23 protein-coding genes and 2 riboswitches are annotated in these 26,874 nt (G+C 71.3%); of the genes, 3 read left to right on the forward strand and 20 right to left on the reverse strand.

Annotated features, from left to right (window positions below; genetic code table 11):
- Positions 1 to 3 precede the first annotated feature (3 nt).
- From HV824_RS15420 to hprK, 4 genes are all read right to left on the reverse strand, one after another.
- Positions 4 to 606 carry a hypothetical protein gene (locus HV824_RS15420; RefSeq protein ID WP_255208063.1) on the reverse strand — a complete coding sequence of 201 codons (603 nt, stop codon included), beginning with the start codon at positions 604 to 606 and terminating at the stop codon, positions 4 to 6.
- 176 nt (positions 607 to 782) lie between these two features.
- A complete protein-coding gene (locus HV824_RS15425) occupies positions 783 to 1,388 on the reverse strand; it encodes a hypothetical protein (RefSeq protein ID WP_176423610.1) in 606 nt (201 codons plus the stop codon).
- A gap of 124 nt (positions 1,389 to 1,512) precedes the next feature.
- A complete protein-coding gene (rapZ, locus tag HV824_RS15430) occupies positions 1,513 to 2,376 on the reverse strand; it encodes an RNase adapter RapZ (protein ID WP_176419758.1) in 864 nt (287 codons plus the stop codon).
- A complete protein-coding gene (gene hprK, locus HV824_RS15435) occupies positions 2,373 to 3,338 on the reverse strand; it encodes an HPr(Ser) kinase/phosphatase (RefSeq protein WP_176419757.1) in 966 nt (321 codons plus the stop codon). The genes rapZ and hprK overlap by 4 nt, the downstream gene beginning before the upstream one ends.
- A gap of 195 nt (positions 3,339 to 3,533) precedes the next feature.
- On the opposite strand from hprK, the gene HV824_RS15440 reads away from it, so the two are divergent.
- Positions 3,534 to 3,884, forward strand: coding sequence for a histidine triad nucleotide-binding protein (locus HV824_RS15440; RefSeq protein ID WP_176419756.1), 351 nt, complete (start codon positions 3,534 to 3,536; stop codon positions 3,882 to 3,884).
- Between the two features lie 50 nt (positions 3,885 to 3,934).
- On the forward strand, positions 3,935 to 4,705 hold the full coding sequence (locus HV824_RS15445; RefSeq protein ID WP_217917427.1) for a YoaK family protein: 771 nt from the start codon (positions 3,935 to 3,937) through the stop codon (positions 4,703 to 4,705).
- Position 4,706: 1 nt separating this feature from the next.
- On the opposite strand, the gene HV824_RS15450 is transcribed toward HV824_RS15445, so the two are convergent.
- The 16 genes from HV824_RS15450 to HV824_RS15525 form a co-directional block, all read right to left on the reverse strand.
- A complete protein-coding gene (locus HV824_RS15450; RefSeq protein ID WP_176423611.1) occupies positions 4,707 to 6,944 on the reverse strand; it encodes a fused MFS/spermidine synthase in 2,238 nt (745 codons plus the stop codon).
- A gap of 22 nt (positions 6,945 to 6,966) precedes the next feature.
- Entirely contained in the window at positions 6,967 to 7,749 is a 783-nt protein-coding gene (locus tag HV824_RS15455; RefSeq protein ID WP_176423612.1) for an ABC transporter ATP-binding protein, read from the reverse strand.
- A 4-nt stretch (positions 7,750 to 7,753) separates the two neighbouring features.
- Positions 7,754 to 11,386: a serine/threonine protein kinase gene (locus tag HV824_RS15460; RefSeq protein ID WP_176423613.1), complete on the reverse strand. Its 3,633-nt coding sequence runs from the start codon at positions 11,384 to 11,386 to the stop codon at positions 7,754 to 7,756.
- Between the two features lie 85 nt (positions 11,387 to 11,471).
- Positions 11,472 to 13,157, reverse strand: a complete 1,686-nt coding sequence (locus tag HV824_RS15465) for an FHA domain-containing protein (RefSeq protein ID WP_176419751.1) — start codon at positions 13,155 to 13,157, stop codon at positions 11,472 to 11,474.
- Positions 13,158 to 13,300: 143 nt separating this feature from the next.
- Positions 13,301 to 13,804 (reverse strand): ubiquinol-cytochrome c reductase iron-sulfur subunit, encoded by a 504-nt coding sequence (locus HV824_RS15470; protein WP_176423621.1) that lies wholly within the window; start codon positions 13,802 to 13,804, stop codon positions 13,301 to 13,303.
- A gap of 32 nt (positions 13,805 to 13,836) precedes the next feature.
- On the reverse strand, positions 13,837 to 14,574 hold the full coding sequence (locus tag HV824_RS15475; RefSeq protein WP_176423614.1) for a cell surface protein: 738 nt from the start codon (positions 14,572 to 14,574) through the stop codon (positions 13,837 to 13,839).
- A complete protein-coding gene (locus HV824_RS15480; protein ID WP_176423615.1) occupies positions 14,571 to 15,914 on the reverse strand; it encodes a hypothetical protein in 1,344 nt (447 codons plus the stop codon). Before HV824_RS15480 ends, HV824_RS15475 begins: the two co-directional genes overlap by 4 nt.
- A gap of 143 nt (positions 15,915 to 16,057) precedes the next feature.
- Positions 16,058 to 16,270, reverse strand: a riboswitch (cobalamin riboswitch).
- A gap of 20 nt (positions 16,271 to 16,290) precedes the next feature.
- On the reverse strand, positions 16,291 to 17,376 hold the full coding sequence (locus HV824_RS15485; protein WP_176423616.1) for an iron ABC transporter permease: 1,086 nt from the start codon (positions 17,374 to 17,376) through the stop codon (positions 16,291 to 16,293).
- Positions 17,373 to 18,266 (reverse strand): ABC transporter substrate-binding protein, encoded by an 894-nt coding sequence (locus HV824_RS15490; RefSeq protein WP_255208064.1) that lies wholly within the window; start codon positions 18,264 to 18,266, stop codon positions 17,373 to 17,375. The genes HV824_RS15485 and HV824_RS15490 overlap by 4 nt, the downstream gene beginning before the upstream one ends.
- Before the next feature lie 19 nt (positions 18,267 to 18,285).
- Positions 18,286 to 19,902: an MXAN_6577-like cysteine-rich protein gene (locus tag HV824_RS15495; RefSeq protein ID WP_176423618.1), complete on the reverse strand. Its 1,617-nt coding sequence runs from the start codon at positions 19,900 to 19,902 to the stop codon at positions 18,286 to 18,288.
- Positions 19,874 to 21,883 (reverse strand): TonB-dependent siderophore receptor, encoded by a 2,010-nt coding sequence (locus tag HV824_RS15500; protein ID WP_176423619.1) that lies wholly within the window; start codon positions 21,881 to 21,883, stop codon positions 19,874 to 19,876. Before HV824_RS15500 ends, HV824_RS15495 begins: the two co-directional genes overlap by 29 nt.
- A 58-nt stretch (positions 21,884 to 21,941) precedes the next feature.
- A riboswitch (cobalamin riboswitch) is annotated at positions 21,942 to 22,189 on the reverse strand.
- A gap of 6 nt (positions 22,190 to 22,195) precedes the next feature.
- Entirely contained in the window at positions 22,196 to 22,684 is a 489-nt protein-coding gene (locus HV824_RS15505; protein WP_368670994.1) for an FHA domain-containing protein, read from the reverse strand.
- Positions 22,685 to 22,824: 140 nt separating this feature from the next.
- A complete protein-coding gene (locus HV824_RS15510; protein ID WP_176419743.1) occupies positions 22,825 to 23,106 on the reverse strand; it encodes a hypothetical protein in 282 nt (93 codons plus the stop codon).
- A 14-nt stretch (positions 23,107 to 23,120) separates the two neighbouring features.
- Positions 23,121 to 23,777: a hypothetical protein gene (locus HV824_RS15515; protein WP_217917428.1), complete on the reverse strand. Its 657-nt coding sequence runs from the start codon at positions 23,775 to 23,777 to the stop codon at positions 23,121 to 23,123.
- A 246-nt stretch (positions 23,778 to 24,023) separates the two neighbouring features.
- Entirely contained in the window at positions 24,024 to 24,488 is a 465-nt protein-coding gene (locus HV824_RS15520) for an SMI1/KNR4 family protein (RefSeq protein ID WP_176423622.1), read from the reverse strand.
- A gap of 607 nt (positions 24,489 to 25,095) precedes the next feature.
- Positions 25,096 to 26,406: a hypothetical protein gene (locus HV824_RS15525; protein WP_176423620.1), complete on the reverse strand. Its 1,311-nt coding sequence runs from the start codon at positions 26,404 to 26,406 to the stop codon at positions 25,096 to 25,098.
- Positions 26,407 to 26,574: 168 nt separating this feature from the next.
- On the opposite strand from HV824_RS15525, the gene HV824_RS15530 reads away from it, so the two are divergent.
- Positions 26,575 to 26,874, forward strand: a 300-nt coding sequence (locus HV824_RS15530; RefSeq protein WP_303623422.1) for an FIST N-terminal domain-containing protein, incomplete at its 3' end; no start/stop codon positions are given.

Here is a 26,874-nt window from a genome sequence, read left to right on the forward strand (position 1 = left end):
GTCTCAGTAGGTGTAGTAGACAGCCGGCGTGGTGCTGGTGAAGAAGTTGTAATACGTGGCCACGTAGTTGGGGCGGCTGCCCACCTCACCCGGCAGCGGGCCGCCCTTCGTCCCGTAGGCCACCAGCGTCGCGCCGCCGTCCGTCTGGTCCAGGTTGCAGCTGTACACGCTGGCCGTGCCGTACATGACGGTGATGTCCGTGCTGCGGGCCGAGCCGAGCGTCGCCGGGTCCAGGTGGTCCACCTGGCAGCGCGTGTGCGAGCTGCCGCTGGGCGTGGGCTTGTACGAGAACGCCGTGGCCACGCCGTAGCTGTTGGCCAGGAGCGCGAGGTACGGGGTGCTGTAGGACGTCCCCAGCGTCACGCTGCCCGCGCCGTGGGCGCACGTACCGGACGCCGCGCGCGTCACGACGATGTCCCAGCGCGGCGGCATGGCCCCGGAGACCGCCACGGAGGTGATGGTGTACGTGCAGCCCTGCGTGGTGCCCGTGGTCAGCGCGGCCTCCCGCTGCGCGAGCGCCTCCTTCTCCGGGGACTCCTCGGCGGCACCACAGGCGGCCAGCGACACGGCGGCACAAAACGAGACGGCGGACTTGAAGCGTTGCATGCGGAAACTCCGTTGCGGAGAGGATGGGGACAGGTCCCCACCTCCCCAAAACCTGACAGAGTCCCTGTCCAGCATTCAACTGGAGCAAACCATGTCACAACCGCCTTGCAATTTGACAGCATCAACCCCTGACGCAGCCAGGACCCTGGGTCCTTCGCCACCGAGCGCGTGATGACTCAGTAAGCGTAGAAGACAGGCGCCGTGGTGGTGGTGAAGAAGTCGTAGTAGGTGGCGACGTAGTTGTTGCCGCTGCCCGTCTCACCGTAGATGCGGCCGCCCTTCGTCCCGTAGACGACCAGCGTCGCGCCGCCGTCCGTCTGGTCCAGGTTGCAGCTGTAGATGTTGCCTGAACCCAGAAACACCGCGATGCCCGAGCTGCGCACCACCGCCAGGGTCTCCGGGTCAATCTGCCGCACGTTGCAGGAGGTGGGCGAGCTGCCGCTGGGCGAGTACTTGCCGGTGTACGTCACGGCCAGGCCGTAGCTGTTCGCCAGGAGCGCGCGGGCGGGGAAGGCGTAGGAGCCCGAGTCCAACGTCACGCTCGCCTCCGGCCAGGGGCAGGTGCTGGAGGCCGCGCGCGCCACCGACACGCTGTACTTCGGCGGCACGGTGCCGGGGACCGTCGCGGCGGTGATGGAGTACGTACAGCCCTGCGTGGTGCCCGTGGTCAGCGCGGCCTCCTGCTGGGCCAGCCCGGTCTGCTCCGGAGACTCGTCGGCGGCGCCACAGGCGGCGAATGACGCAGCGGCACAAAACCAGACAGCGGACTTGATGAAGCGCATGCGGGGGCTCCCTTGCTGAAAGAGGGATGGGGATTCAACCCCATCCCTCCAAAACCCGACAGACATTCTGTCTGTCATTCAACGGGAGCAAACCGCGACGCAGCCGCATTGCAATTTGGCGGCGCTATTCCTTCTCCATGTCCCTATCCCAGAGCTGGACGCGGGTGTCGTCGTCCGTCAGGCGCCGGGTGAGCTCGGCGGCGATGGCGACGGAGCGGTGCTTGCCACCGGTGCAGCCCAGGGCCACCGTGAGGTACGCCTTCCCCTCCTTCTGGTAGCGGGGGAAGAGGAAGCGGCAGAGGTCCACGACCTTCTCGAGGAAATGCTGCGTCTCCTCGCGCTCCAGCACGTAGGCCGCCACCTTCGGCACCTTGCCCGTGAGCCCCTTCAGCTCCGGGACGAAGTACGGGTTGGGCAGGAAGCGCACGTCCAGCACCAGGTCCGCCTGGGGCGGCACGCCGTAGCGGTAGCCGAACGACATGATGGACAGGCTGGGGCCCGCGGCGGGCTCCGGGCTGAAGCGCGCCTGCACCATGCGCTTCAAGTCATGCACGTTGAGCGTGGACGAGTCGATGACCTGGTCGGCCAGCTCGCGCAAGTCACGCAGCGCCTGGCGCTCCGCCTTGATGCCCTCGGCGACGGTGCCGTTGGGCGCCAGCGGGTGGCGGCGGCGCGTCTCGCTGAAGCGGCGGATGAGGCTGTCGTCGCTGGAGTCCAGGAAGAGGACCTCCACCTGGTGCCCGGCGCGGCGGACCTCGGCGAGGATGCGGGGCGCGTCCTTGAGGAAGACGCCTTCACGGACGTCCACCACCAGCGCCATGCGCTCGAAGTGGCCGCCTCCCGCCAGCTCCGTGAGCTTGGGCAAGAGCAGCACCGGCAGGTTGTCGATGCAGAAGAAGCCCGAATCCTCCAGCGCGCGGATGGCGGTGGACTTACCGGAGCCGGACATGCCGGTGATGATGACGATTTGTTTCGCGGGGGCGGTCACTCGACCTCTTCTCCCAGGGTGCGGCGCATCGCCCCTTCGGCGATGGCCCGATTGAGCCGCTCGGCGAACTCTCTCGCCGAGTGGTGGCCCTGTAGCTTTAGCAACTGATTGCGCGCCGCGACCTCGATGATGGTCGCCATGTTGCGGCCCGGACGAACGGGCACCACCGACAGGGGGATGTCCACCCCCACAATCTGCAGATGCCGGTCCTCCACGCCCAGCCGGTCATACTCCTGGTGGGGGTCCCACTCCTGGAGCTCGATGACCAGCTCGATTTTCTTCTGTTCGCGGACCGCGGCGACGCCGAACAGGTCCTTGATGTTGATGATGCCCAGGCCGCGAATCTCCATGTGGTGCTTGATGACCGGGTTGCCAGCGCCGTAGACGGCCCCCTTGCGGCGGGTGACGTCCACGATGTCGTCCGCCACCAGGCGGTGGGCCCGCATCACCAGGTCCAGGGCGATCTCGCTCTTGCCGATGCCGCTCTTGCCCAGCAGCAAGATGCCCACGCCGAACACGTCCATCAACACCCCGTGCAGGCTGCTGGACTCGGTGAGGGCCTCCTCCAGGAAGGTCTGCACCCGCATGATGAAGTCGCTGGAGAGCAGCGGCGTCTTCATCAGCGCCAGCCCCGCGCCTTCACACGCGGAGACGAGCGCCTGGGGGATGTCCAGGTCCTTGGTCACCACCACACACGCCAGCTCCTCCTCGCCGAAGAGCTTCGCCAGCGACTCGCGCTGCTGCTCTTCCGGCAGCGTGGCCAGGTACGAAATCTCCGTGTTGCCGAACACCTGGACGCGGTGCGGGTGGAGGTGCTCGGTGAAGCCCGCGAGCGCCAGCCCCGGCTTCTGGATGCGCGAGGACACCACGGTGCGCGACAGCCCACCGCCGCCAGCGACGAGCATCAGCCGCATGTCGTAGTCGCGGTCCTCGAGGAGCTGGGAGATGCGGATGGATTTCATCGTCAGGGCGTGGATATCACCGGTGGGGCCCTTTGAGGGGGACAGACAGCCGTCGTTGGGCCCTCAACGAGCGGCATCCCAGGCAGGAGCCGGGGCCTGGCCGCCCCACCGGGAGGCCCCATGCGGCTTCCGGCAGGCAACGGAAGGCCACGGAGGCCATTCCGTGGGGCTCCGGCCGCTGGTAAGCCGGAAATCATGTCCGACTGTCTCTTCTGCAAGATTCGCGACGGGCTCATCCCCGCCAAGGTGGTCTACCGCGACGACGTGTGCGTGGCCTTCGAGGACATCAATCCCCAGGCCCCCACCCACGTGCTCTTCATCCCCCACAAGCACATCCCCACCGTGAATGACATCACGGCGGAGGACCGCGTCCTGGTGGGCCACCTCTTCACCGCGGCCGCCAAGGTGGCCCAGGAGCGCGGGCACGCGGACGCGAGCAACGGCTACCGGGTGGTGATGAACACCCACGCGCACGCCGGCCAGACGGTCTTCCACATCCACCTGCACCTGCTGGCGGGCCGCCCGCTCGGCTGGCCGCCGGGCTAGCGCCGCGGGTCCCCCGAGCCCCGGGGCCGGTGCTAGCGTCGGGCACCGAGATGCCCTTCTCATCGGAATCGTCTCCGGGGAACCGGCGGGCCTACACGCTGCTGTCGCTGCTGCTCGCGGGCGTGGCGGGCCTGGTGAATGCCACGGGCTTCGTGGCGCTGGGCCCGCACACGTCGCATATGTCCGGAAACATGGCCATGCTGGGAGAGTCCCTGGCCTCGGGCCACGCGGCCCTGGCCTGGCTGGCCGCGCAGCTCCTGCTGTTCTTCCTGTTGGGCGCCATTTCCGCGTCGGTGTTGCTGGAGACCTCGCGCCAGCGCCCCCGGGGCCGCCACGCCTCCGCGCTGCTGCTGGAGGCGCTGACGCTTGGCGGCATCGGCACCTGGCTGTCGTACCACCCCGGCACGCGCGAGCCGACGCTCATGTGGGGTCTGGCCTATGCCATGGGGCTCCAGAACGCGCTCGTCACGCGCGTCTCTGGCGCCGTGGTGCGCACCACGCACATCACCGGCATCATCACCGACATCGGCATCCAGTTGGTGCGGCTGGGTTCCTGGCTGCGCGAGGGGACGCGGGGCCAGGGCCTCCCGGGCCTGCGACGCAGGTTGTGGGCGCTGCCCACCGCCGTCGAGTTCGAGCGGACCCGGCTGCACCTGGGGCTCGGCGCCGCCTTCCTGGGCGGCTGCGCGCTGGGGCCCCTGCTCTTCGGCCGGCTCGGCGCGGCCACCCTGGCGATTCCGTGCACGGTGCTGGTGATGCTGGTGGCGCTCGACCTGAGCGCCGTCTCCACCTCCGGCCCCCAGGCGACGCCCCGCGCCTGAGTCACTCCGTCCCGGGCTGGGCGGACGCGGGCCCGGGCGGACCGGAGGAGGCCTCCACGTCCCTGACGCTCGCCGAGGGCCTGCCGCGGCGGAGCACGTGCAGCACGCTGCTCTTCTCGTCCGTCCAGGTGAAGTCGGGGTCCTCCCGAAGGCCCAGCCGGCGCACGCGCGCGGAGGCCCGGGTGAAGGAAGGCCCCCAGGAGAACTCGCGGTCCGGGCTCAGCACCATCCAGTTGCTGCGCAGCGCGTCCCCCTGCGTCTCGTTGACCACCAGCGCCGCGTGCAGCCCCAGCGCCCGCGCGTGGGCCAGCGTCAGCGGCACCAGGTCCAGGTGGACGTTGCTGATGTGCAGCGCCAGCACGCCATGGGGCGCCAGGTGCGCGCGGTAGAGCGCCACCGCCTCCTGGGTGAGCAGGTGCACCGGCACCGCGTCCGAGGAGAAGGTGTCCAACGCGAGCACGTCGAAGCCCTGCGCGCCGCCCGCCTCCAGCTCCTGCTCCAGGGAGATGCGCGCGTCCCCCTCCACCAGCTCCACCTTCGCCGGCGTGTCTCCCAGGTAGGAGAAGTAGCCGCCCTCGCCTCGCGCCAGCGCGATGACCGCGGGGTCGATTTCGTAGAAGCGCCCGGTGTCCTCCGCTTCGAGCAACGCCGCGCTGGTGCCCACGCCCAGCCCCAGCACACCCACGCGCAGCCCCGCGGGCAGCCCCACGGCTTCGCGCAGCCGGCGCTGCTCGGCGATGGCCAGCCCCAGGCCCGCCTCCGGCGTGTAATACGTCGTGGGCACGCCCCTGCGCTCGGGCGTCACGTACTGGAGCCCGTGGGTGATGGCGCCGTGCAGCAGCGTGAAGCGGTGGTCCTCCGGCGAGCCCACGCCCTGCTCCATCACCCGCACCACGCCGAAGAAGTTGCGCGAGGCGAAGCGCGCGCGGCCCTGCTCGCTGGCCATGGTGTACGTCAGGTGCCCGGCCACCAGGAGCAGCATGGCGCCGCGAAGGACGCGCTGCAGCCGCTGCGTCCGCGTCGCTTCGCCCGCCTGCTTCGCCACGCCCACCAGCGCCACGACGCAGCACGCGCCCAGCGACAGGGGGTACTCCCAATAGGCGCTGAAGACGGCGGGGGCCAGCACGCTGATGAGCAGCCCGCCCAGCACGCCGCCCGCGGACACCCACAGGTAGAAGGCGCTGAGGTGGCGCGGCGGAGGACGCAGCCGGTACAGCTCGCCGTGGCACACCATGGCGCCCGCGAAGAGGGCCACGGAATACGCGGCCAACTGGAGCGCGAGCGACGACTGTGGCCCCTGCGTCTGCGCGTGCGCCACGCCCGCGCCCGAGGCGATGAGCAGCACCGCGTAGACGGTCCGCGAGTAGAAGGACTCGCGGGAGAAGGCGAGGATGAAGGTCAGCAGGTAGACGGCCAGGGGCAGCACCCAGAGGAAGGGGCCGGCCGCCACGTCCTGGGAGAGCTGGTTCGTCGTCGCCAGCAGCAGCACCGACGCGCAGGTGCTCAGCCCCAGCCACGACATCGTGGCGCGCACGGTGGGACGGGCCACCTCGGCGCCGACCTCCGCCGTGAGAGCTTCCGTCAGCGGCGTGGCCGTCACGGGCGCGGCCGTGGCGACAGTCGCCGTGTCCGGCTGCTTCATCACGTCCCATGCGCACACCGCGCAGGCCACGGCGAAGAAGACGAAGCCCACGCCCCAGCTCCACGCCTGGGCGCCACGCCCCACCCACGGCTCCACCAGGAAGGGATAGCCGAGCAGCGCCAGCAGCGAGCCCGCGTTGGACAGCGCGTACAGCGGATAGGGCGAGCGGCCCGGCCTCGCGCGGGCGAACCATGACTGGAGCAGCGGGCCGGTGGTGCTCAGCACGAAGAAAGGCAGGCCGATGGTGGCCGCCAGCATCGCCAGCAGCCGGGGCACGGCCAGCGCGGTGCCCTCCGGGCGCCATTCAGGCCCGGGCGCCACCGGGGAGCCCGCCAGCAACGCGCGCGCGCCCAGCAGCAGCACCGCCACCGTCAAGAGTCCCAGGTGGACGCGGGCCTGCGTGCGAGGCGCCAGCCGCGAGGCGAGTCCGTGCGCGTACGCGTAGCCCCCCAGCAACACCGCCTGGAAGAACAACATGCACGCCGTCCACACGCCGGGCGTTCCGCCGTACCACGGCAAGGAATAGCGCCCCACCAGGGGTTGCACGCCGAACAGGAGGAACGCGCTGGCGAAGATGGCGATGGCGTAGCGGGACATGTTGTCGGTCCAGGAAGAAGGTTCAGCGCGAGGGTGCTCGGGGCGCGAAGAGCCGGGCGCCGGACGGAGCCAGCGCGGTCTCCATGGGCACCCCGTAGAGCGCTTCCAGGGAGGCACGCTCCAGCACCTCGCTCGCCGTCCCCCGCGCGAGCACCTGGCCGTCCCGGAGGAGCAGCACATGGGTGGCGAAGGCGGCGGTGAGGTTCACATCGTGCAGCACCGCCACCGCGCCCAGCCCCGCGTCCACGCGCGCGCGCACGCGGTCGAGCGAACCCACTTGATGGGCCACGTCCAGGAAGGCGGTGGGCTCATCCAGCAGCAACAGCTCCGGCTGCTGCACCAGTCCTCGCGCCAGCATCAACATCCGGCGCTCGCCGCCAGAGAGCGCCTCCGATGGCCGCTCGGCCAGGTGCGCGATGCCGAGCTCCGTCATCACCTCCCGCGCGAGCGCCACGTCGCCCGCGGACGGCAGGCCCCAGAGGCCCAGGTGCGGGCTGCGGCCCATCAACACCAGCTCCAGGCCGCTGAAGCCCTCCGCGGATTCGAACGTCTGAGGCACCCACGCCACCTTGCGGGCGAGCGCTCGGGGCTCCCAGGCGGCGCGCTCCCGGCCCAGCAGGCGGACGTCTCCGCGCGTCCAGGGCCCCATGCCCAGCACCGCGCGCAGCAGCGTGCTCTTGCCCGTCCCGTTGGGGCCGAGCACCGCCCACAGCTCACCGGGCCGGACCTCGCACGCCACCCCTCGCAGGATGGGACGAGGACCGTAGCCCGCGACCAGCGCCCGGGTGACGAGCAGGGGCTCCACGGGACTAATACAGCTCCCGCTGCTTCTGCAGCAGATAGCGCTTCATCGCCCGGACCTTGCGCAGCGCTTCCGGGTTGTTGCTGCTGCCCGCGGCCTCCACCTCGCTCTTCACCTCGGCGTACCGCGTACACCAGAGGCCGAGCACCACGCACGAGTGCTCCGCGTTGAGCTGGTTGAAGAGCGCGTTCGTGTCGCGCCACTCCTTCTCCAGCGTGGTGAGCGGACGGGCGCGGGCGGAGCGAGTCTTGCGGACCGACGGCGCGCGCTTCGCGGGAGCCACGGTGTTCGGCTGCGCGTCCAGCGGCGCGAGGAAGGAGTCGTCGAGCCCGCCTTCCGTGGCACCGGCGGGCGGCGCGGCGTTGGGCGCGGGAGTTCCAGGCGTGGCCCCGGTTGGCGCGGGCGCCCCCGGAGTCGAGGGCCCCGCCTGCGCCGCGTTGCCCTCGGGGGGCTGGCCGGCCTCGTTGGCGGCCTTGCCCGCCTGCGCTTCGCCGGGAGCGGAGGGCCGCAGGGGCTGCGCGGGCGGGGGCCCTTCGGGCTGCTCCGGCATGAACTGGCTCAGCAACTGGGCGCGAAGCGCCGGGGGCCCCAGGAAGAAGGCGCCGGCCACGGCCAGGCTGATGAGCAGCAACACCAGCACGAACACGAGGGGGCCCTTACGGCGGCGCTCGGGGCGCTCGGGCATCGCCGTGCGGCGGGTGTCCTCTTTCGCGATGCGCTCGGCCGAGCGCGTCTCCGGGCGGACGGGCATCGTCGTGCGCCGCGTCTCCTCGTTGGGCGTGAGGGAGACGCGGACATCGTCGTCGCTCTCGTCGTCTTCTTCGTCCGTCACGACGGGGATAGGCGCGGGGGGACGCACGGCGGAGACGGAGCCTGTCCTGCGCGCGGCGCTGACCGGCGCCATCCCCGGGGAAGACGACCGGGTACGCCGTGATTTGGGTCGGGAGACGCCGGACCGCTCCTCGTCCTCGGCGCCTTCCACGTCGTTGAAGAGGCCCGCGTCCAGCACCACGCGCGGCTGCGTGTCGTCATGGCGGGTGACGCGAGGGTCCGTGTCGGCGTGATGCGCGACGCGGGGCTGGGTGTCGTCGTGACGCTCGGTTCGCGTCGGACGGTGGATGCGCGGATGCGTGTCGGCGTCAGCGATGCGCGCCGCGGAGTCCTCGTGCCCCACCTCCTCGGGGGAGAGCACGGGCAGCTCCGACGAGGCGTCCGCCTGGGCCTGCGCTTCGGCCGAAGAAAGGCCGGCTTCCTCCTCGGACACGCCCGCGTCGGACGCGTGCGCGGCCGCGGCGTCGTCCTCGGGGGAGAGGGCCTGCCCGCCATGAGCGGGCGTGGCGTCCACGACAGGCTCGTCCACCGCGGGCTCGGAGCGGGAAGCCAGCGCTCCCGGCGCAGGTGCGGCGGGGATGGCTCGCGAGGGCGTTGCCCCCTTCGGAGGTTGAGGCGCCCCCAGCGAGGACATGCCCAGCGAGGGTGAATCACCGAGCTGCCCGTCCACCGCGGGCATCTCCGTGCGCGATGCCATCCCGTCCTCCGAGGACATGTCCACGGAAGAGACCGGACCCGAAGCCGCCTCGTCCTGCGCATCCAACGCAGGCACTTCCACGGAGGAAATGGCGCGAGACGGTGTCGAGCCCGGCGGAGGCGGCTGGACGGCCTCCATCACCACCGAAGCCGTTCGAGGCATCGGGCCAGAAGGATGCGACTCGCTGAATGCCGCCTCGTCCTCCCGCGACGACAGCGCCTCGACCGGGGCCGCGCTCCCGGACGCGTCCTCTCGCGCCGAAGCGGCGTCCTCGTCTTCGGACAGCGCGAGGTCATCATCCGCGTATCCGTCAGCCCCTTCCGAGACCTCAACGGCGGGCATCGACGCCTGCGCCGAAGTGCGCGGCAACGGCGCGGGAGCGGGCACGTTGACCGCGGGCATCACCACCACGCCGGTGCGCTGCAGCGCCGCTCCGGGCACGTGCGGCTCGGCCCCTGGCGGCGGCGGACGCGGCGCCCCACGCGGCGGCACCGCGGGCGTGGACGCCCCCAGCGAGGCAATCACGCTCGGGCTCGCCTCGGACGCCCTGCCCCGAAGCGACTCGGCCTTCGCGTCCGTCGACTCCACCTGGACGGACGCGGCCGCGGAAGAAGACAGCCCGCCCAGGCTCGGCATCGCCAGCTCGGTCGGCCGCAGGTGCGACGGAAGCAGCGCACGCGCGGCGGCCACGCCAGGCGGCACCGCCTCGGGCGGCATCGACGTCATCTGGACCTCGCGCGTCATCGCTGGCGCGCGAGGCATCGGAGCAGCCGAAGGACTCACCCCGCCGCCGCGAACGAAGGCCTCGGGCCCCACCTCCACCGAGGGCGCCGAGTCCTGGCGCACGCTCCGCGCCCGAGCCGCCTCCTCCAGCGCCTCGATGGGGAACGCGGGGCGGGTGGCCTCGTCAATCGGGACGCCCGGGCGCGTCTCACCGTCCGTCACCGGACCACCGCCCTCGCGGCTGCGGGGCGTGGGGAAGAACGACAGCGGCTCCACCGGGCCATCCAGGCGGATGGTCTTCGCCGGCAGCATCGCGTGCGTCAGCTTCGGCGCCAGCGGGTCCTCCGACAACGAGGCCTGCGCGCGGACCTCTTCCGTGGACAGGCGCGGCACGTCCTTGAGGCTCGCCAGGAGGCGCCGCTCGGACTGGAAGTCCGCCGCGAACAGCTCGCGCATGAAGCGGCTGACGCTCTCCGGGCCCGCGCTCGAATCAATCTCCATCAGGCAGGCGTGGAGTCGCCCGCGGAACTCCTCCGCCGTCTGGAAGCGCTGCGACGGGTCCACCGCCAGCGCCTTGGCCACCAGCGCCGTCACCGCGGGCGGCGTGAGCGGCTCCACCTGGTCCAGCGGCGCGATTCGCGGGTTCGCCACCAGGGACATGAGCTCACCCGGGTGGACCCCGTCGAACGGGTTCTTCCCGCAGATGAGCTCGTAGAGGCAAAGCCCCACCGCGTACAGGTCGCTGCGGCGGTCCACCGGCTGGTGCCGCGCCTGCTCCGGCGACATGTAGAGGAACTTGCCCAGGATGATGCTGGGGTTCGTCTTCGCCGCCGACAACCGGCTCTTGGCGAGCCCGAAGTCGATGACCTTCACCTCCCCTTCGTAGGAGATGAGGATGTTCTGCGGCGAGATGTCCCGGTGGACGAGCCGCAGGTCCTCCCCGTCGTCGTCCGTCTTGCGGTGCGCATAGGCCAGCGCGTCCAGCACCCGGCCCATGGTGTAGAGGATGAACGTGACGGGCAGCGGCATCTGCCTGTCTCTGACGCGCGCGGCCACCTTGCGCAGGTCCTTGCCGTCCACGTGCTCGAGCGCCATGTAGGCCTCGTCCTCGTGGAGGCCCATGTCCAGCACCTGGGCGATGGAGCCGTGGCTCAGGCGGACCAGGGTGCGGGCCTCGCCCACGAAGCGCTCGACGAAGTCCGTGTCCGCGGCGAGCTGCGGGAGGATTTTCTTGATGACGCAGAGCTTCTCGAACCCCTGCGCCCCCTCCAACCGCGCGAGGTAGATCTCTCCCATGCCCCCCGTCGCCAGATGGGACAGGAGCGTGTACCGGCCAAACGGCTGGGGCCGGAAAGGTCTCAACCGGGCGGGTTGGGTTGACGAGTTCATGCGGTGCGGGGGTTCACCACGACGGGGTCCACATTGAACCCTGTCCCGGTACGTCGCAGCAACCCGTCAACCGGACGCGCCCCCCTCAGCGGAAGCCGGGATTGGTCAACTGGCCTACATCCTCTTCCAGCACCTCGAAGGCCGCTACCTTGTCCTTCGGGGGACGGATGAGGCGCTCGCCCAGCGGCTGGACGTCGAAGCGGGCCCCCACCGTGGCCAGGACCTTGCCGGTGATGAGCACCTGGCCCGGGCTGGCGGTGCCGGCGAGCCACCCCGCCACCCCGACGCCGTCCCCCACCACGGTGTAGTCCGGACGCACCTCGGTGCCGATCAGCCCCACCAGGGCCCGGGTGCTGTGCAGGGCGATTCGCAGCTCGCAGCGCTCGTCCAGGGGCCGGCGCGCCATGGAGCGCTCCCACTCGGAGCGCAGCGCCAGGGCGGCCCGGACGGCCCGGACCGAGTCCTCGCCCTTCACGTAGGGGACGCCAAAGAGGGCGCGCAGGGACTCGCCCCGGAAGCCCTCCACGGTGGCCTCGAAGCTGAAGACGATGCCGCTCATCCGCGCGTGGAAGTCGTTGAGCATCTGCGTGGCGCGCGCGGCGCCAATGCGCATGCACAACACGGAGAAGCCCACGAGCTCCGCGTGCAGGATGGTGAGGTTGCGCTCCTCCAGGCCGGGCAGCTTGCCACCCTGCTTCTGGGCCTCGGCGGCGCGGCGCTCGGCGACGTCCGGCGGATGGAAGCGCTCCAGGTTGCGCCGCAGCCTGTCCGCCGCGGGGCTGTCCTCGCGCGGGGAGAACTTCTGCACGCCGGTGGCCACCAGATGCGCCACCGCGGTGCAGGTATCCAGCATCGACTCCACGCTGGCGTCGCCCTTGGCGGACAGGTTGACGTAGAGCACGCCCGCGTAGGGCGGCTCGGCGCCGATGGGGATGCACAGCACGCGGTCCACGCCGTAGAGGATGACGCTCTCCCGGCCCGCGAAGCGGCGGTCATCGCGCACGTCGCCCACGGCGAGCGCGCGGCCCTGGCGCAGGGCCTCCTCGACGATGGCATCCGAGACAGGCACCTCGCCCTGGGCCAGCCGGCCGCGGTGGCGCACGGCGGCGGGCACCATGGCGCCCGTGGCGTGCTTGAGCAGCACCACCGCCGTGGTCGCGTCCGTGACCTCCAGCAGCCGGTCCATGGTGGTGTCCAGGAACGACGACAGCGTGGTGGCCGACGAGAGCGCCTCCGCGGTGCGGAACAACAGCACCAGCGTCTCCTGCCCCACGCGCGGGCTCGCGGCGGGCAGCGGCGCGGACGCGGAGAAGCTGTCGTCGAAGGAGACCGGGCCCACGTTGTCCAGGAGCCGCAGCACGTCCGCGTCGCGCACGTTCTTCGCCAGCAGGACGGAGGGGCCCACGTCCTGGCCGTGGCCAAAGCGCACGACGCCGCCCGCGCCCAGGTCCACCATCTCCGTGGCCGCGTTCTCCACGGTGTTGGGCTGGCGCACGGCGAGGACATTCTCGCCCAGCGCCACCGAGTCTCCGGCGACGAGCTGCCGAGAGCCCTGCAAGGGCGCGCCGTTGATGCGGCTGCCGTTGCGACTGCCCAGGTCTTCGATTCGCAGCACGTCGCCGTCGACGTACAGCCGCGCATGCCGGCGTGACACGAGGTCGCCGCCCAGGACGATATCGTTCTCGTCCGCACGGCCGAGGCTCGTCACGCCCTCAGGCAGATCGTACGACGTGTCGAAGTAGCCGGGCCCATTGATGATGATCTGCCACATCGAGGGCGCGACCTTACACGACTCTCCCGTCTGTTGAGAGAAGGAGACACTGACTCAGTGCGGGTATTCCGCAACCCGGCGCCAGGGCGTGGCGCCCCGCACCGCGTCATTTCACCTGCGGTGCGGCTGCTTCGAGCGGCTGCTCAGCGGGGCCGGTGGATGAAGAGGGAGGCGCCCTGCCTCACCACGGGGAAGGCCGCGAGCGGCCGGGACGCCGGGCCATTCAGCACCTGCCCCTCCTGGCTGAAGCGGGAGCCATGGCAGGGGCACTCCATGACGCCGTCGGCCGGCACCCAGTCCACGGCGCAATCACCGTGCGTGCAGATGCGCCAGAGCGCCGCGTAACAGCCAGGTGACGTGTGGACCACCACCACGTCCAGCAGCGCCTGGGGAACACGGACCTCCGCGGCGCCGCCGGGGACCTCCAGCGAGGGGTGATCCACCAAGGAAACCTCCACCCAGTCCTCTCCGGGCGGGCCCTCGGACGCCCGCGGCGCACAGGACGGGCCCGGCCCTCCCGAATCGGGAGGGTCGAGCACCACGGCTTCCCGCCACCCGTCACCGCACCCCGCCCCGAGCGCCGCCAGGGCACAGGTGCCCTTGAGCAGCGTGCCGAGCGCGGCGCGGCGATCCACCTCCCCCGTCATGGACAGGGGACATGGCCGTGGCGGGAGCCGCTTCACGGGGTGCCGCTCCGAAGCGACTCACCGTTCACCACCGCGACGGCGTCCAGGTCGAAGCCCCCGGAGGTGCCGCCGTAGCGGTTGTTGCCCGCGTCGACGATGCGCACGTACCGCGCGCGCTCCAGGCCCACCGTCGCCAAGTCGAACCCGTCCCCCCCCGCCACGGCGGGGTCCGTGGCGCTGACGCCGTTGGCCGGATTGGCCTGGACGGTGGCGACGCCCGCGCACCCTGGGTAGCCGCCCGCGGCGTCCGTGGTGGCGCACGGGAAGTCGTACCAGGTGACGCCGTCGTCGCTGACGGAGACGATGCCCCGCTCGGAGTACGTGGCCGGTCCGCCCGCGACGAGGAAGGTGTTCTCGAACACGAGCAGGTCCACGCCCGGCCCATCCACCACCGCGAGGTCGGTGAAGCGCAGGACGATGGTGCCGCCCCGCCCCAGCGAGAGCACGTCCAGAGAGCCGTTGTCCGGCCCCAGCCCCGAAGGAGGCCCGAGCACGACGTCCGGGAAGCGGTCCTGCCCGAAGCCCGCGCTGTCACCCGGCTCGAAGAGGACGACCTCGTCCGCGTAGGGGTCCTCGGGCGGCAGTCCGGCATCGGGCTCCAGCGGCGTGGAGCCATCCGGCGCTCCCGCGTCTTCGTCGACGCTGGAGGACGCGTCACCGCACGCGGCGGCGCCCAGGAGCACGGCGAGCGCCGTGCCCCAGGCGAAGCGCTGGAGGCCGCGATGGCTCACCGGGCCACCTGGATGCGCACCAGCCGCTGGCCGTTCTTGTCATCCACGCCCACCAGCAGGTCCGAGCCCAGGTGCGCCAGCTGCGTCACGGAGGTGCACGCGTCCACGAACGACAGCACCGGCGTGCGCTCGCCAATGACGACCGCGCCAGGCTCAATGCCCAGGGACAGGGCGTAGCGAGACACATCGGTGGAGACGAACTGCCAGTTCTCGTTGTAGCCGCCGCGCTTGACGGCGACGCCCTCACCGAAGGTGGAGGCCCCGTTGAAGTCGCTGTCCACCACGAGCTCGGCCTGCGTGCCCAGGTCCACGGGAGCTCCGCCGCGCAGCGCAGCCGCGAGCACCGACGGCGCCACCACGCGGGCCTTGTTGCTGAAGTCCACGCTGCTGGAGAAGCCCAGCATCGCGATTCCATTGTCCGTCACCGCCGTGAAGCCACTGGCGCCCGCTTCGCCCGCCGGGAAGTTGGCCAGGCGCACCGTCTGGAAGGGGGTCTCGGAGGTCACCAGGCCGAAGACGCCCAGGCCGCCCCCCGCGTTGCCCAGGCTCACGCTGTTGACGAGCAGCACGGAGTCCTCCCCCGAGGTGAAGCTGGCCGCGGTGAAGTTGGCCTGCGCATCGATGTAGGAGGACGCGGCGGGCGACGCCAGGTCATACGCGGCCACCGAGCCCAGCGCGCCCGTCGCGGACGTGGTGTAGCCCGCGAAGAGATACCGGCTGTCGTTCACCAGGAAGCCGTTCGAGAACACCGTCGCCGTCCCCGCGCGGTCCGCGGGCGAGACGACGTCGAAGAGCTTCGTGTCGTCCGGCTGGAGGTCGGGCCAGATGCCCAGCGAGTACATGCCGACGTCGATGCCCATGCCACTGCCACGCACGGCGTAGACCGTATACGTGGGGCCCGGCGAGGCGGCCAGCGCCAGCACGTCGTCCGGCAGCGGCGCGGAGCCCGTGGCCTCGAAGCCCGTCTGGAGCTGGAGCGTGCCGAGCACGGGGTCGTGCGGCGCCGTCTCACACGTCTGCTCCGTGCCCGCGTCCGGCTCCGTGCCAGCGTCCGGCTCCGTGCCCGCGTCCGGCTCCGTGCCAGCGTCCGGCTCCGTGCCCGCGTCGGGCTCGGTGCCCGCGTCGGGCTCGGGGACCTGCTGGATGGGCCGCGTCTCACACTTCTCCGCGGCGCACGTCCACGCCTGGCCCTCCGGCGCGGGGCCGTTCTCACTGCGGCAGTCGAAGGCGTCCACGCATTCGGAGCCGCAGCCCGTGGTCACCGCCAGCACCAGGCTGGCCGTGACGAACATCAGGGACTTCGTGCGGGCTCCCGCGCGCTTCACATCGGCGTACTTCATGGTGTCCTCGCTCCCTCTTCCGCCCCCACGGGCGGATGGGCTTCCAGGAGGACACGGTCGAAGGCAGAGCCCCGGCGCACATCACACGCGCCGGACGGCACCGCCCCCGCCGCCTCCCCTCGGAGGCCTCGGTGATGTCCGTGCCAGAGGCACGGGTCTTCGGCAGGTTTTCGGACTCGCAGGCGCGGGTGCACGGAGCACCCACCTACTTGCCGTCGCTTCCCAGCCCGCTTCGGGCCAGTGCTTCACGTGACGGCGTTCGTTCCTGCTCACCGCTGCGGGGCAGTCCCGGATTCACACCGGGTTCCCTTGAGTCACCGTGGAATCACGGCGACACCGAGGACGCGGGCGGGGATATGGCGGGTGCAAGCCATTGTCAATGACTGGCCCCCAGCCGCACCCGCCGCCGCAGCAGCGCGAGGAACAGCGGGCCGCCCAGCAGCGCGGTGACGACGCCCACGGGAGGCTCGGCCCCAAACAAGGGGAAGGCCAGCCGCGCCAGCAAATCCGACAGGACGAGGAAGGCCGCGCCGCCCAGCGCCGACAGGGGCACCAGCAGCCGCTGGTCCGGCCCGAAGGCCAGCCGCAGCAGGTGCGGCACGATGAGCCCCACGAAGCCAATCAACCCCGTGAGCGCCACCGCGCCCGCGACGCTCGCGCTGGTGGCCAGCAGCAGCCAGCGGCGCGTCGCCGCCACCGGCACACCGAGGGACGCCGCGTCATCGTCCCCCAGCGACAGCAGGTTCAACCGTGCGGAGAGCACCCACATGACGCCAATCGCGCCGGCCTGGAGCAGCGCGGAGAGCACCAGCGTACCGCCGCGCTCGTACCCCAGCGCGCCGGCGAGCCAGTAGAGGATTTCCCCCAGCCGGTCGGGGTCGGACAGCGTCTTCACCAGGGTGATGGCCGCAGAGGCGAACGCGTTGAACACCACGCCGGTGAGCAGCGCTGCATAGGGCGCGCGCGACGCGGAGCCCCGGCTGGCGGAGAGGACGAAGAGGATGGCGGCCCCCGCGCCCAGGAAGGAGAAGAGCGCGGGCGCGGACAGCCGCGCCATGGCGCCGCCCAGGCCCGGTGCCACGTCCCCCACGGTGCCGAGCCCCACCGCGAGCGCCAGCGTCGCCCCCATCGCCGCTCCGCCGGACACGCCGAGCACGAACGGGTCCGCCAGCGGATTGCGCAAGAGCCCCTGGAGCGTGGCGCCCGAGGCCGCCAGCCCCGCGCCCACGATGGCCCCCAGCAGCGCGCGCGGCAGCCGCAGCGACCAGAAGATGACGGCATCCGTGGACGTGGGCTCCGTCAGCGCGGCGGTGAGGGAGATGGACTGCTCACCGAAGCGCACCGCCACGGCCATGCACCCCACCGCCACCACGAGGAAGCCCCCGAACAACATCACCGCGCGCGAGGCGCGAAAACCTCCCGCTCCGCCCTGTGCACGCTGGGATGTCGCCGGCTCGCTCACGGCGCGGCCTTACCCGTTCCTTCCGGATGCAGCAAACGGAAGAGCTCCTCCAGCCCCCGCCCCAGCGAAGGTCCCGGCTGCAGCAGCGCCATGGAGGGCAGGTCCACCCAGCGCGCGCTGGACAGGCCGGGCAGTGCCCGCAGCTTGTCCTTGCCCACGTCCACGTCCGCGGCATCCACCACCACGGAGGCCCGGGCGCGCACCACGCGCTCCACCGAGTACACCGGGTACGCGGAGCCCGCGTCCGCCGCCACGTTGACGCCGCCCGCGTCCCGGAGCAGCTCATCCGCGAAGGAGCCAGGCCCCGCCACCACGAGCGGCGTGAAGCCATAGACGAACAGCACCCGCGGCGCGGGCAGCTTCTTCGCCGCCTCCTGGATGCGCGCGCGCGTGGCCTCGATGCCCACCACCACCGCCTCCGCCGCCTTCTCCCGTCCGAGCGCCTTCCCCACCGCGCGCATGGCCGCGAGCACGTCCGCCACGGAGTGCAGCGGCAGGAGCAACACGGGTACGCCCAGCTCCGCCATCTTCTCCACCGGACGCTGGTTGCCCGGCCCGGGCTGCACCAGGACGAGGTCCGGCTTGAGCGCAATCACCGCCTCCACGGAAGGGTCCGTGAAGCCGCCCACGCGGGGCAGCTTCGCCACGTCCTTCGCCTCGTCGAAGCGGGACACGCCCACCAGCGTGCTCCCCGCGCCCAGGGACAGCACCATCGCCGACAGCGAGGGCGCCAGCGTCACCACGCGCCGCACCTTGGAAGGCACGGGCGGTCCCAGCGTCCTCAGCCTCGAGGTCTCCGCCGCGCTCACCGTACCGGAGAGCAGGCACAGCACCGTGGCGAGCAGGACGGACGTGCCCGAGCGGGGACGCGAAGTGGAAGTCAGGTTCATGGGCATGGCGTGCGCTTCCTCAGTGCAGGGCGGTGACGTCAATGGCATTGGACACGGGCCGGCGCGGGTCCACGGGGCACGCCTCCAGCGCGGGCCCCAGCGCCTGGGGCGAAGAGAAGCCGCGGCGCTCCACCAACCGCCCGTCCTCCACCGCCACCACGAAGACGCGGCCCGCGTTCGTATCCGCCAGGTACACCGCGCCCTCCGACACCGCGAAGCGGCTGGCCACGGAGAGGTTGCAGCCCGGCGCTCCGGGCGCACACCCCGCCGTGAGCGCGTACGCCGCCACGGGCGCGTCGTTCTTCACCAGCACCAACCCGGAGGCGCGCACGGCGCTGGCGCTGTGCCCGTTGGCCTCGTCGTACTCGGCCTCGCCCAGGCAGGCCACCACGAGCTGGTCACCCACGGCCTCCACGTAGCCCGCGTTGAGGCAGTCCGCCGCGCCCAGGTCGATGGCGCTCACGCCGCCGCTCGCGGGGTCGATCTTCGCGAGCATGCCCGGGCCATTGGGCTTGTAGCCGTTGTAGGGATTCAGGTTGGTGAGGCTCACGTACACCCCCGCCTCCGTCGCCGCGACGGAGTAGGGCAGCGGCAACACCGTGCCGCCGTCGAAGGGCTTCAGGTCCAGCCCGGTGAGCGAAATCGTGTCCACCTTGCGCGGCTGCTCGGGGTTGGAGATGTCCACGCGCGCGACGGCGTTGCCAAACTGGAACATGGAGCCGCCCGTGCCGAACAAGGGGATGTACAGCGTGGTGCCCCACTTCGCCACCGCCTGCGGGCTGGTGTTCGCCCCCAGGTTCACCTGCGTCACGGTGCGCAGCCCCAGCCCCGCGCCCTGGGAGGGGCCCTCTTGCTTGAGCACCTGCAAGGTGTTGTTCACCGAGTCCACGACGTAGACATAAGGCGGGTCCACCAGGATGTCGTTGGGCGAGCCCGACACCCCGCCCAGCGAGTCCTCCTCCACCACCGTCCCCAGCGCGCCGCCCGCCGCCTGGAGCAGCTTCGACGCCGTGGCGTCCGCGGCCAGCACGTAGCCGTCCCAGGACGCGAGCGTCTGCACCCCCGAACCGAACTGACGCCGAGGCCCGAGCTGGTCCGTCCCCGCCTGGATGCCCACGAGCTGCCCGTTGGTGTAGCAGGCCGCCACCACGTCGTAGCCGCAGCGGCCCTCGTGACACGTCTGTACGTCCGGGCACACGTTGCCGCAGGCGCCGCAGTTGAGCACGTCCGCGCGCACGTCCACGCACGAGCCCCCGCACCGCAAGCTGCCTTCTGAGCAGCCCTCGCGACACACGCTGGCTTCGCACACGAGCCCTGCGGCGCACGCGTTGCCACAGGCGCCGCAGTGGGCGACATCGCTCGCCGTGGCCACGCACGCGCCACCGCAGGACTCCGTCCCCGGGCGGCAGCCACAGACGCTGGCCTGACACGTCTGCCCGTCACCGCACGCGTTGCCACAGGCGCCGCAGTTCGCGGCATCGCCGCCCAGGTCCACGCAAGCTTCGCCGCAGACGGACAGGCCGGAGGTGCACACCGCGCCCTCCTCCGGGCACCCGGTGAGCAGCAGCGCCGCCACGGCCGCCAGCAGCAAGGTCGGAAGGGACGGCTCAGGGGACAGGGGACGCGGGCGAGTCATGGAGCTCCCGAGGAGAGGAGGAAGACGGTGACGCGCCTGGCTCGAGCGCCACCGCGAGCGTCACGTAGACGGCGCGTCCCGGCAGCGGGAAGCCCGTGAAGTCGAAGGTCCGGACGTCGAGGAGGTTCTTCAGCTCGACGGACAGGGTGAGGTCCGGCCCGTGAAGGAAGGTGCTGGACGCGCCCGCGCTCACCCACGTGCGCGAGGGCAAGTCGAGCGAGCCGGTGCGGTTGATGCGCTGCGCGGACTGGTAGAGCACCTCCGCGCGGGCGTTGAGCCAGTCCGGCCCCGCGCGCACCCGCCCCACCCACTTGTGCCTGGGACGGTTCGGCAGGTCCTTGCCGAAGAAGCGCGGGTCCCCGTAGCGGTTCTCCGTGCGCAGATACGTGTAGCCCGTGCTGGCCAGCAGCCAGGGAAGGGGCCGCGCCTCGCCCTCCAGCTCCAGGCCCCACACGCGCGCGGCGTCGAAGTTGTACGGGCGCGCCATCAGCGGCGGGTACAGCTCATAGGCGATGAGGTTCTCATACAGCGCCGCGAAGCCGCCCAGCGTGAAGCCCCAGCGCGGCGCCGCGTCCTCGCCGTCTTCCGGGCCGGAGCGCCACCTCACCGCCGCGTCCGCGTACAGGGCGCGCTCGGGTTTCAATCCGGGGTTGGGCAGCAGCGTGCCCTGCCGGATGTACAGCTCCAGGAAGGACGGCGCGCGGTGGGACTGACCGGCGTTGGCGCGCAGCCCGAAGCCGCGCCCCAGCTCGACGGAGGCGCCCAGCTTCGGCGACAGCAGCCAGTACGGCCCCACCCGCTCCAACCGCATCGAAGGCACCACGTCCAGCGCGCCGCCGAAGAGCCGCACCTCATCCATGGCCATGACGCTGGCGCGCCACCACGAGGCGGCCTGCGCGCCCTCCTCCTGCGTCACCGTCTCACCCGAGGTCGCCACCGTGACGGTCAGCGACTGGCGCGCTCCCAGCGGCCCGCGGCCCTCCAGCTCCACGCCGCCCACCGAGTGCCGCTGCGCGCCGCCCGCGCCGGGAATGCGCCCCGTCACCTCCAGGCCATCACGCCGGAAGAAGCCTCGCGCGCTCCCCTGCCCCAGCCCGTCGAGCACGCCCGACCAGCGGAGGCCCAGCGCCAGCCGCCCCAGCGCCTGGTCTCCGGTGGACTGGGGATTCTGCACGGTGCCCGGAATGGCGCGGTCCTCCAGGGACAGCTCCGCGAGCGCATCCAGCCGCGAGCCTCCCGCCAGCCGTCGCCGGTAGCGCAGGAGCGCGCCCCCTCCCCGCGCGTCGTTGCGGGCACGCCGCTCGGAGACCTGGGGGTTGCCGTCCACGGCGGGCAGGTCGTCCACGTCGTAGGCGAAGTCGCCATCCGAGCGGCCCGCGTGCACCAGCAGCAGCGCCTGCCCGCCCAGCAGCGGCCCCGTGGCGGCGACGTGGCCCAGCGCCGTGTTCCAGCTCCCGTAGGTCACCTCGCCGCTCGTGCGCAGGTTCGGCCCTGGCGCGCGAGTGATGATGTTGATGGCGCCGCCCAGGCCGCCGGAGCCATAGCGCGCGCCCGCGCCACCTCGCAGCACCTCGAAGCGCTCCACCAGCGCGGAGGGGATGAGCGACAGGTCCGACAGGCCGCCCGCGCCGTTGAGCGGAATCCCATCCAGGAACACGAGCACGCCGTTGGATGACGCGCCCCGCACCACCAGGCTCTTGCTCTGGCCGTAGCCACCGGAGTCCTGCACCGCGAGCCCCACCGAGCCCACGAGCAGCTCCGCCGTGTCGCGCGCCTCGCCCGCGCGCTCTCGCGCGTCGATGACGGTGATGGCGCCCGTCGGGTCCCTCCGCTCTGGAGACTCAGGCGGAGGCGGTGTCCTGCCGCGAACCACGGTGGTGCGCGTGGGGGCGGGCTCGGCCTCGGAGGGCTGCGCCCCGGCGGGACATGGAAGGCTGAGCGCCAGGCACACGACAGGCCCGGCGAGGAAGTTCCACCGCATGCTCCGCCTTCCGCTCCCTCCGACGAAGAGAGAAGGCCAACCGCCCGGGCCCGCGAAAGGCTCGGCCGCACCCCTGGGCAGGTCTCCTGGCTGACGGGCTCTGGCGGCTGGCGCACGCTGCGTCATGCCAGAAGAGGACTTCCGCCTTCCCCCGGAGCGGCGCTCGGCCGCGGCTGGAGTGGCGACAAACCGAAGCCCCCGGCCCTGACCTCAGGGCTGCCCGTTCACAGTGGCGGGACCGCGCCGGACTCACACCGGCTTCCCTCTTGAAAGCCCGGCATGGGCACCCAAGGGCGCGCCCTTTCTAGGAGGTCACCTCCGGCGGGTCAAGCGCACCGGGGGCGTCAGCGAGGACGCGCGCACGGACTGCTCGAAGGCATACGTCCGGAGGAACAGGAGCTCCACGTTCCCCAGCGTGAGCCGGGAACGGCACAGCAGCGGCGCCGGGCGGCCCGGGAGGATGAGCACCCCGTCCTGGTACGTCCCTCGCTCACTCTCCAGGTCCGTCACGCACCACAGCCCGGTGTGCGGCTCACGACGAAGGCGCGCATGCAGGCGGGACACCGTGGGCTCGGCCAGGACGATGTCGCACTCGGCGCCGCTGCCCACCGTCACGTCGCCATCCGCCGGGCGCAGCCGCGGGCGCACCTCCAGCACCACGGGCGCCGTGGCGCAGGGCGTCGATGCCTTCTCCGCTGACCGGGACGTCCCAGCGCGGGGCCGCGTGGAAGCAGGCTCCCACAGCAACACGGGCCAGCTCCCGTCTTGGGCCCGCGCATCGCGAGGAGCTGGCTGGAACACGCGCACCTTCCTGTTCACCGGATGGACGCGCGCAACATGGACACGAGACTCCGGCCGCGCCAGTTCCTGGACCTCGGGGCGTGCGATTCACTGTCGGGTCCCACCGCGTGGGAGGTCCACCCACGCTGGCCACCAGGCGACTACGGAACGTCTGGCGTCCCCGCGTCCTCGCAGGCCACGCCCGCGTCCCCCGCTGGCTCGGCCTCCACGCAATCCGGCAGCGCCAGCTCCAGGCTGTCCTCACCCAAGAGCAGGGCCTCGTCGTCGGTGGAGAAGGTGCCCGTGCCACTGTCCGCGCCGCGCAGTCGTGCAATCGGGTCCTCCACGGCGCAGCCTCCGCTCCAGGCCAGCAGCGCCAGGACGAGCAGGTGCCGGAAGGGCCCGCGAAGCGTGTGCGATGCGAGGTCAGTACGGTTGTTCATCGGACGGCCACCTTTCACGGGAAGACCATCAGCGCGACGCTCAGCCGTGGCCGGATGGCCCAGCCCTCATAGAGCGGTTCGAAGCCCTGCGGACCTTGGAAGCCGATGAGGGGGCGGCCGAAGGCGACGTCCATCGCCAGCGAGCCCTCCACGGCGAGGTACCGGGAGAAGCGCCAGCGCAGGGAGGTATCCGGCCCCGTGAGGAACGCGGGGAGGAAGCGGGGGCCCGCGGTGTCCAGCCCGCCCACGCGGGCAAAAGCCGTCCGGCCGAAGAGGAGGAAGCCCGCCCCCGCGCCCACGCTCCAACGCCACTCACCCGAGCGGAGCACGGGCGTGTCCAGCCAGAAGCCGAAGACATACTGCTCCAGCTTCACCTCGGTGCGGGTGTCCACCATGCTCGACGGGAGGCCCGCCAGGTACTGGAAGCGGATGCGCAGCCGGGGAAACTCCCAGCCGGCCCCGAGCAACCATCCCTGGTAGCCCGTTGAGGCGTAGCCGTCCAGCGAGGTGAGGCCGCCCACCAGGAGCTGCCACTGCACGGAGGAGGACTCGTAGGCCTCGGGAGCCTCCTCGGCGCGGGGAGCCTCCGTGGCCTCCGCCGCCTGCGAGCCGGAACCCGCGAGCAGCCCTCCCAACACACCCAGTCGCAGCAAGACGGTGCCCGATGCCATGCGGGCAACGCTACCGTCCTGGCAACGGGGGACGGAAGCCCCCCGCCCGGCCACTCAACGGTTCGTTGCGCGTCATGAGCGAAGCGCACGGAAGACGCTCAGCCCTGCTACCCTCGTCGCTGGCATGCCACTGGGCACGCATGGCGAGAGCCGTCTGTCAGGGCCGCTCAGGAGGTGGAGCGGCGCGAGTTCAAGACGGCCGTGGCGCGGCTGGCCCAGGCCATGCGGTTTCCGACCCATCCACAGCTAATCTTCGGTTGACAGCCAGAACCACCGCTCCTCCGACCTGAGCGCCCCCATCAAGAACTCCCGAAACGACCTGGCAATCTTGGGGCAGTAGCCCGGGTCTGGAAACGCCTCGTTGTAGCCGTCACGAAGGGGGGAGCGGCCGTCATGCTGCTCGCTCACGTCAAGCAGGATGAAGTTGCTATCCCGCACACGGCAGAGGGCATACCAAGACGCGGGCCCGGCATCTTCGCTGTCGTCGTTACGCATGACGAGCCGGGCACGACGAAGCTCCGCCAGCGGAGCGAAGGCGAAGGCAGGGTCCATGCGGTCAAAGAGGCGCGCACCGTTGCAGTGCAGATAGAAGGCGCGCAAGTCCGGGTCCAGACGCCAACCTGCGCTGTGCTCGAACGCTTCAATTTGCTCGGGCGTCGCAGGAGGGTTCGGGAAGTGGAGGCGCGACACCTCCGCGAGAAGGTCCTTCATGGAAGGGCATTCTCCATTGGGATAGTCCACCCCGGTCCTGGTCCACGGTGGGTTGTTCGCGTAACACTGCTTGTACGCGGACGGGAGTTGCTGGTGCAGGTCCTGCGGAAACGGAATGATGTTGTCCCAGTCGGTGGGATTGCCTCCGTGCCAGAGGTCCTGAACGTGATGCCCCTCGTAGGGTGTCCCAGTGGTGTCGGTGGGCCACGCGCCAAATCGATTTGCCCAGTGGCGCCGGAAGTCGGGGCGCATGCTGTTCCATTGCGTCCGCGCTGCGTTGGTCTGGGCAGGGGCAATCGTTGCTTAGTTACAACAACAGTGCGTCATCCCGAAACACGGGCGTAGCCCCACCGCGACTGCACCGTCTGCCGCCGATGCCCCTCCTCAGCCCGGGGCCTCGCGAAGCGTTCCTGGAAGTGGCTTTGGGGAAGCAGCACCAGCCCGGTGATGACGAAGACGTCGCCTTCCCGCAACAACGACGCGGCGTCTTGGACTTCTATACGGACTCCCTGCATCCCCATCGCCGTCGCGTCCCCTACACTGACGTCAGCTCCCAAATCGATTCCGCGCGGGAAGTTGCCGAGCCCCCTGCCCTCCCCGCGCCGTGTCACGGCAGCCGGTGAAACAAGGGCAGGTTCGCGGGGGCCGGATACACCGCGACGCCATGCGTGGCCCCCAGGTCGGGGCTGGAGATGACGACGTCAGGCGTGGGCGCGCCAGAGACGCTGAGCTGGCTCGGGCTCAGCCGGGAAATCCTCCCGGAGTCGTAGGCCATCCACAGGCCCCCGCCTTCGTCGAAGGCGACTTCCTTGGGGCCGCCCGCGTCAATCTGGATGCTCGGGACGACGCTCACCGCGCCGGAGCCCTCCTGGTCAGCGGGCGTGAGCCGCACGACGACGCCGCTCGCGCCATAGGACACCCACAGGTTCCGCTCCCCATCGAAGGCGAGCCCCGCGGGGCCCGCGAAGCTCCTGCCCGGAGAGGCTTCCATCACGTCGATGCTCACAACGGGCGTCACGGCGCCCGACGCCTGGAGGCTCGATGCGGCCACCTTGTGGACGCGGGACGCCCCGGCCGTCACGTCTCCCACCCAGAGGTTGCCCGTGGCGTCGAACGCGAGCGTGGAGGGGGCTCCCAGCCCGCTCAGCACGACCTGCGGCGCCGGAGCGGTGCCGGAGACAAGCTGGGCCGCGCCAAACCGGATGACGGTGTCGCTGAACCCGATGGAGGTCCAGAGGTCGCCAGCGGCATCGAATGCAATGGCGATGGGGCCCGGGCTCCCAGCGCTCAACACGCCGCCGCGCATGATGACATCGGGGCTCTTGACGCCAGACGCGCCCAGGTCGCTGGCGGGGTAGCGCCGCAGCTCCCCCGACCCCAGCGCCACCCAGAGGTTGCCACGCCTGTCGAACGCGAGCCCTGAAGCCCGGGGAATGCCCGGGCTCGAACCGAGCTGGACGGCGGCCGACGGCGCGCCCGTGGTCTCCAGGTCCACGGCGGCGAAGGCCTCCACCTCGGCCGCCCCATTGCTCGTGGACAGCCACAGCCGCTGGCTGCTGGGGATGAGCGCGTATTGGAGGGCCGCGTTCGCCACCTCTCCATCCAAGACGCAGAGCTGGCGCGCCGGCGCATCATAGGCGGCGCGAACCCGGCCGCCGCTCACCGCCACCGGCTCCGGGGAGAGCGTCCACATGCCCGCCGCGAGCCCCGCCAGCCGGCCACCCGCGCGAACCTCCCGGGACTCACTGCCTCGGCGGAGGAGGACGTGAGGGCTGGCGGAGGCCGGCAGTCCCTCAATCGACAACTCCAACGTCCCCGTGCCCGTCTCGGGGCACCCGCCGGGGTCCGGGTCCGCGGCATCGCCACACCCCACGGAAATCACGACGGCCAGAGCGAAGATGACGGTTCCGTTTCTCACGAGGTCCCCCTTTTCAAGCACACACGGCATTGACTCGATGAGCACGCGGATACAACCGGGCGAACGAGGGGGTGTCAACCGAGGCAGGCCCACAAGGCGCCCGCTTCGGCCGAACGAAGCCAGCGCCACCTGCACGCCAGCACGCGCGTGGATATCGATTCCAGTGGGATGCGGATGCGGATTGGAAAGAGCAGCTCGCCCGATGGCGAAGTCGCCGTCCGGGAGGCGAGCGCGGAGGCGCTGCGAGGCGCGGACGCGCCCACCTTCGCCTTGGTCTTCTGCACGGACCAATATGACGCGAATGACCTGGCGTCGGCGCTCCGGCGGGAGCTTGGAGGCGTTCCCTGGGCCGGATGCTGCGCGGCGGGCGTCTTCGCGGGAACCGAGCTGCTGCTCCAGGGAATGGTGGTCGCGCTCGTCTGCGGGGTGGACTTGCAGGTCGGGACGGGGATGGGTGGGCCCGTCAGC

This window comes from Myxococcus sp. AM009 (assembly GCF_013372605.1).
Lineage (GTDB): Bacteria > Myxococcota > Myxococcia > Myxococcales > Myxococcaceae > Myxococcus > Myxococcus vastator.

Coding starts and splice junctions, on each gene's coding strand:
- HV824_RS15490 (WP_255208064.1), bottom strand. CDS start 18,266: ATGAACCTGACTTCCACTTCGCGTCCCCGCTCGGGCACGTCCGTCCTG.
- HV824_RS15500 (WP_176423619.1), bottom strand. CDS start 21,883: ATGCGGTGGAACTTCCTCGCCGGGCCTGTCGTGTGCCTGGCGCTCAGC.
- hprK (WP_176419757.1), bottom strand. CDS start 3,338: ATGAAATCCATCCGCATCTCCCAGCTCCTCGAGGACCGCGACTACGAC.
- HV824_RS15465 (WP_176419751.1), bottom strand. CDS start 13,157: ATGTGGCAGATCATCATCAATGGGCCCGGCTACTTCGACACGTCGTAC.
- HV824_RS15480 (WP_176423615.1), bottom strand. CDS start 15,914: ATGAAGTACGCCGATGTGAAGCGCGCGGGAGCCCGCACGAAGTCCCTG.
- HV824_RS15450 (WP_176423611.1), bottom strand. CDS start 6,944: ATGTCCCGCTACGCCATCGCCATCTTCGCCAGCGCGTTCCTCCTGTTC.
- HV824_RS15445 (WP_217917427.1), top strand. CDS start 3,935: ATGCCCTTCTCATCGGAATCGTCTCCGGGGAACCGGCGGGCCTACACG.
- HV824_RS15470 (WP_176423621.1), bottom strand. CDS start 13,804: ATGACGGGGGAGGTGGATCGCCGCGCCGCGCTCGGCACGCTGCTCAAG.
- HV824_RS15495 (WP_176423618.1), bottom strand. CDS start 19,902: ATGACTCGCCCGCGTCCCCTGTCCCCTGAGCCGTCCCTTCCGACCTTG.
- HV824_RS15440 (WP_176419756.1), top strand. CDS start 3,534: ATGTCCGACTGTCTCTTCTGCAAGATTCGCGACGGGCTCATCCCCGCC.
- HV824_RS15515 (WP_217917428.1), bottom strand. CDS start 23,777: ATGGCATCGGGCACCGTCTTGCTGCGACTGGGTGTGTTGGGAGGGCTG.
- HV824_RS15510 (WP_176419743.1), bottom strand. CDS start 23,106: ATGAACAACCGTACTGACCTCGCATCGCACACGCTTCGCGGGCCCTTC.
- HV824_RS15420 (WP_255208063.1), bottom strand. CDS start 606: ATGCAACGCTTCAAGTCCGCCGTCTCGTTTTGTGCCGCCGTGTCGCTG.
- HV824_RS15425 (WP_176423610.1), bottom strand. CDS start 1,388: ATGCGCTTCATCAAGTCCGCTGTCTGGTTTTGTGCCGCTGCGTCATTC.
- HV824_RS15520 (WP_176423622.1), bottom strand. CDS start 24,488: ATGAAGGACCTTCTCGCGGAGGTGTCGCGCCTCCACTTCCCGAACCCT.
- HV824_RS15460 (WP_176423613.1), bottom strand. CDS start 11,386: ATGAACTCGTCAACCCAACCCGCCCGGTTGAGACCTTTCCGGCCCCAG.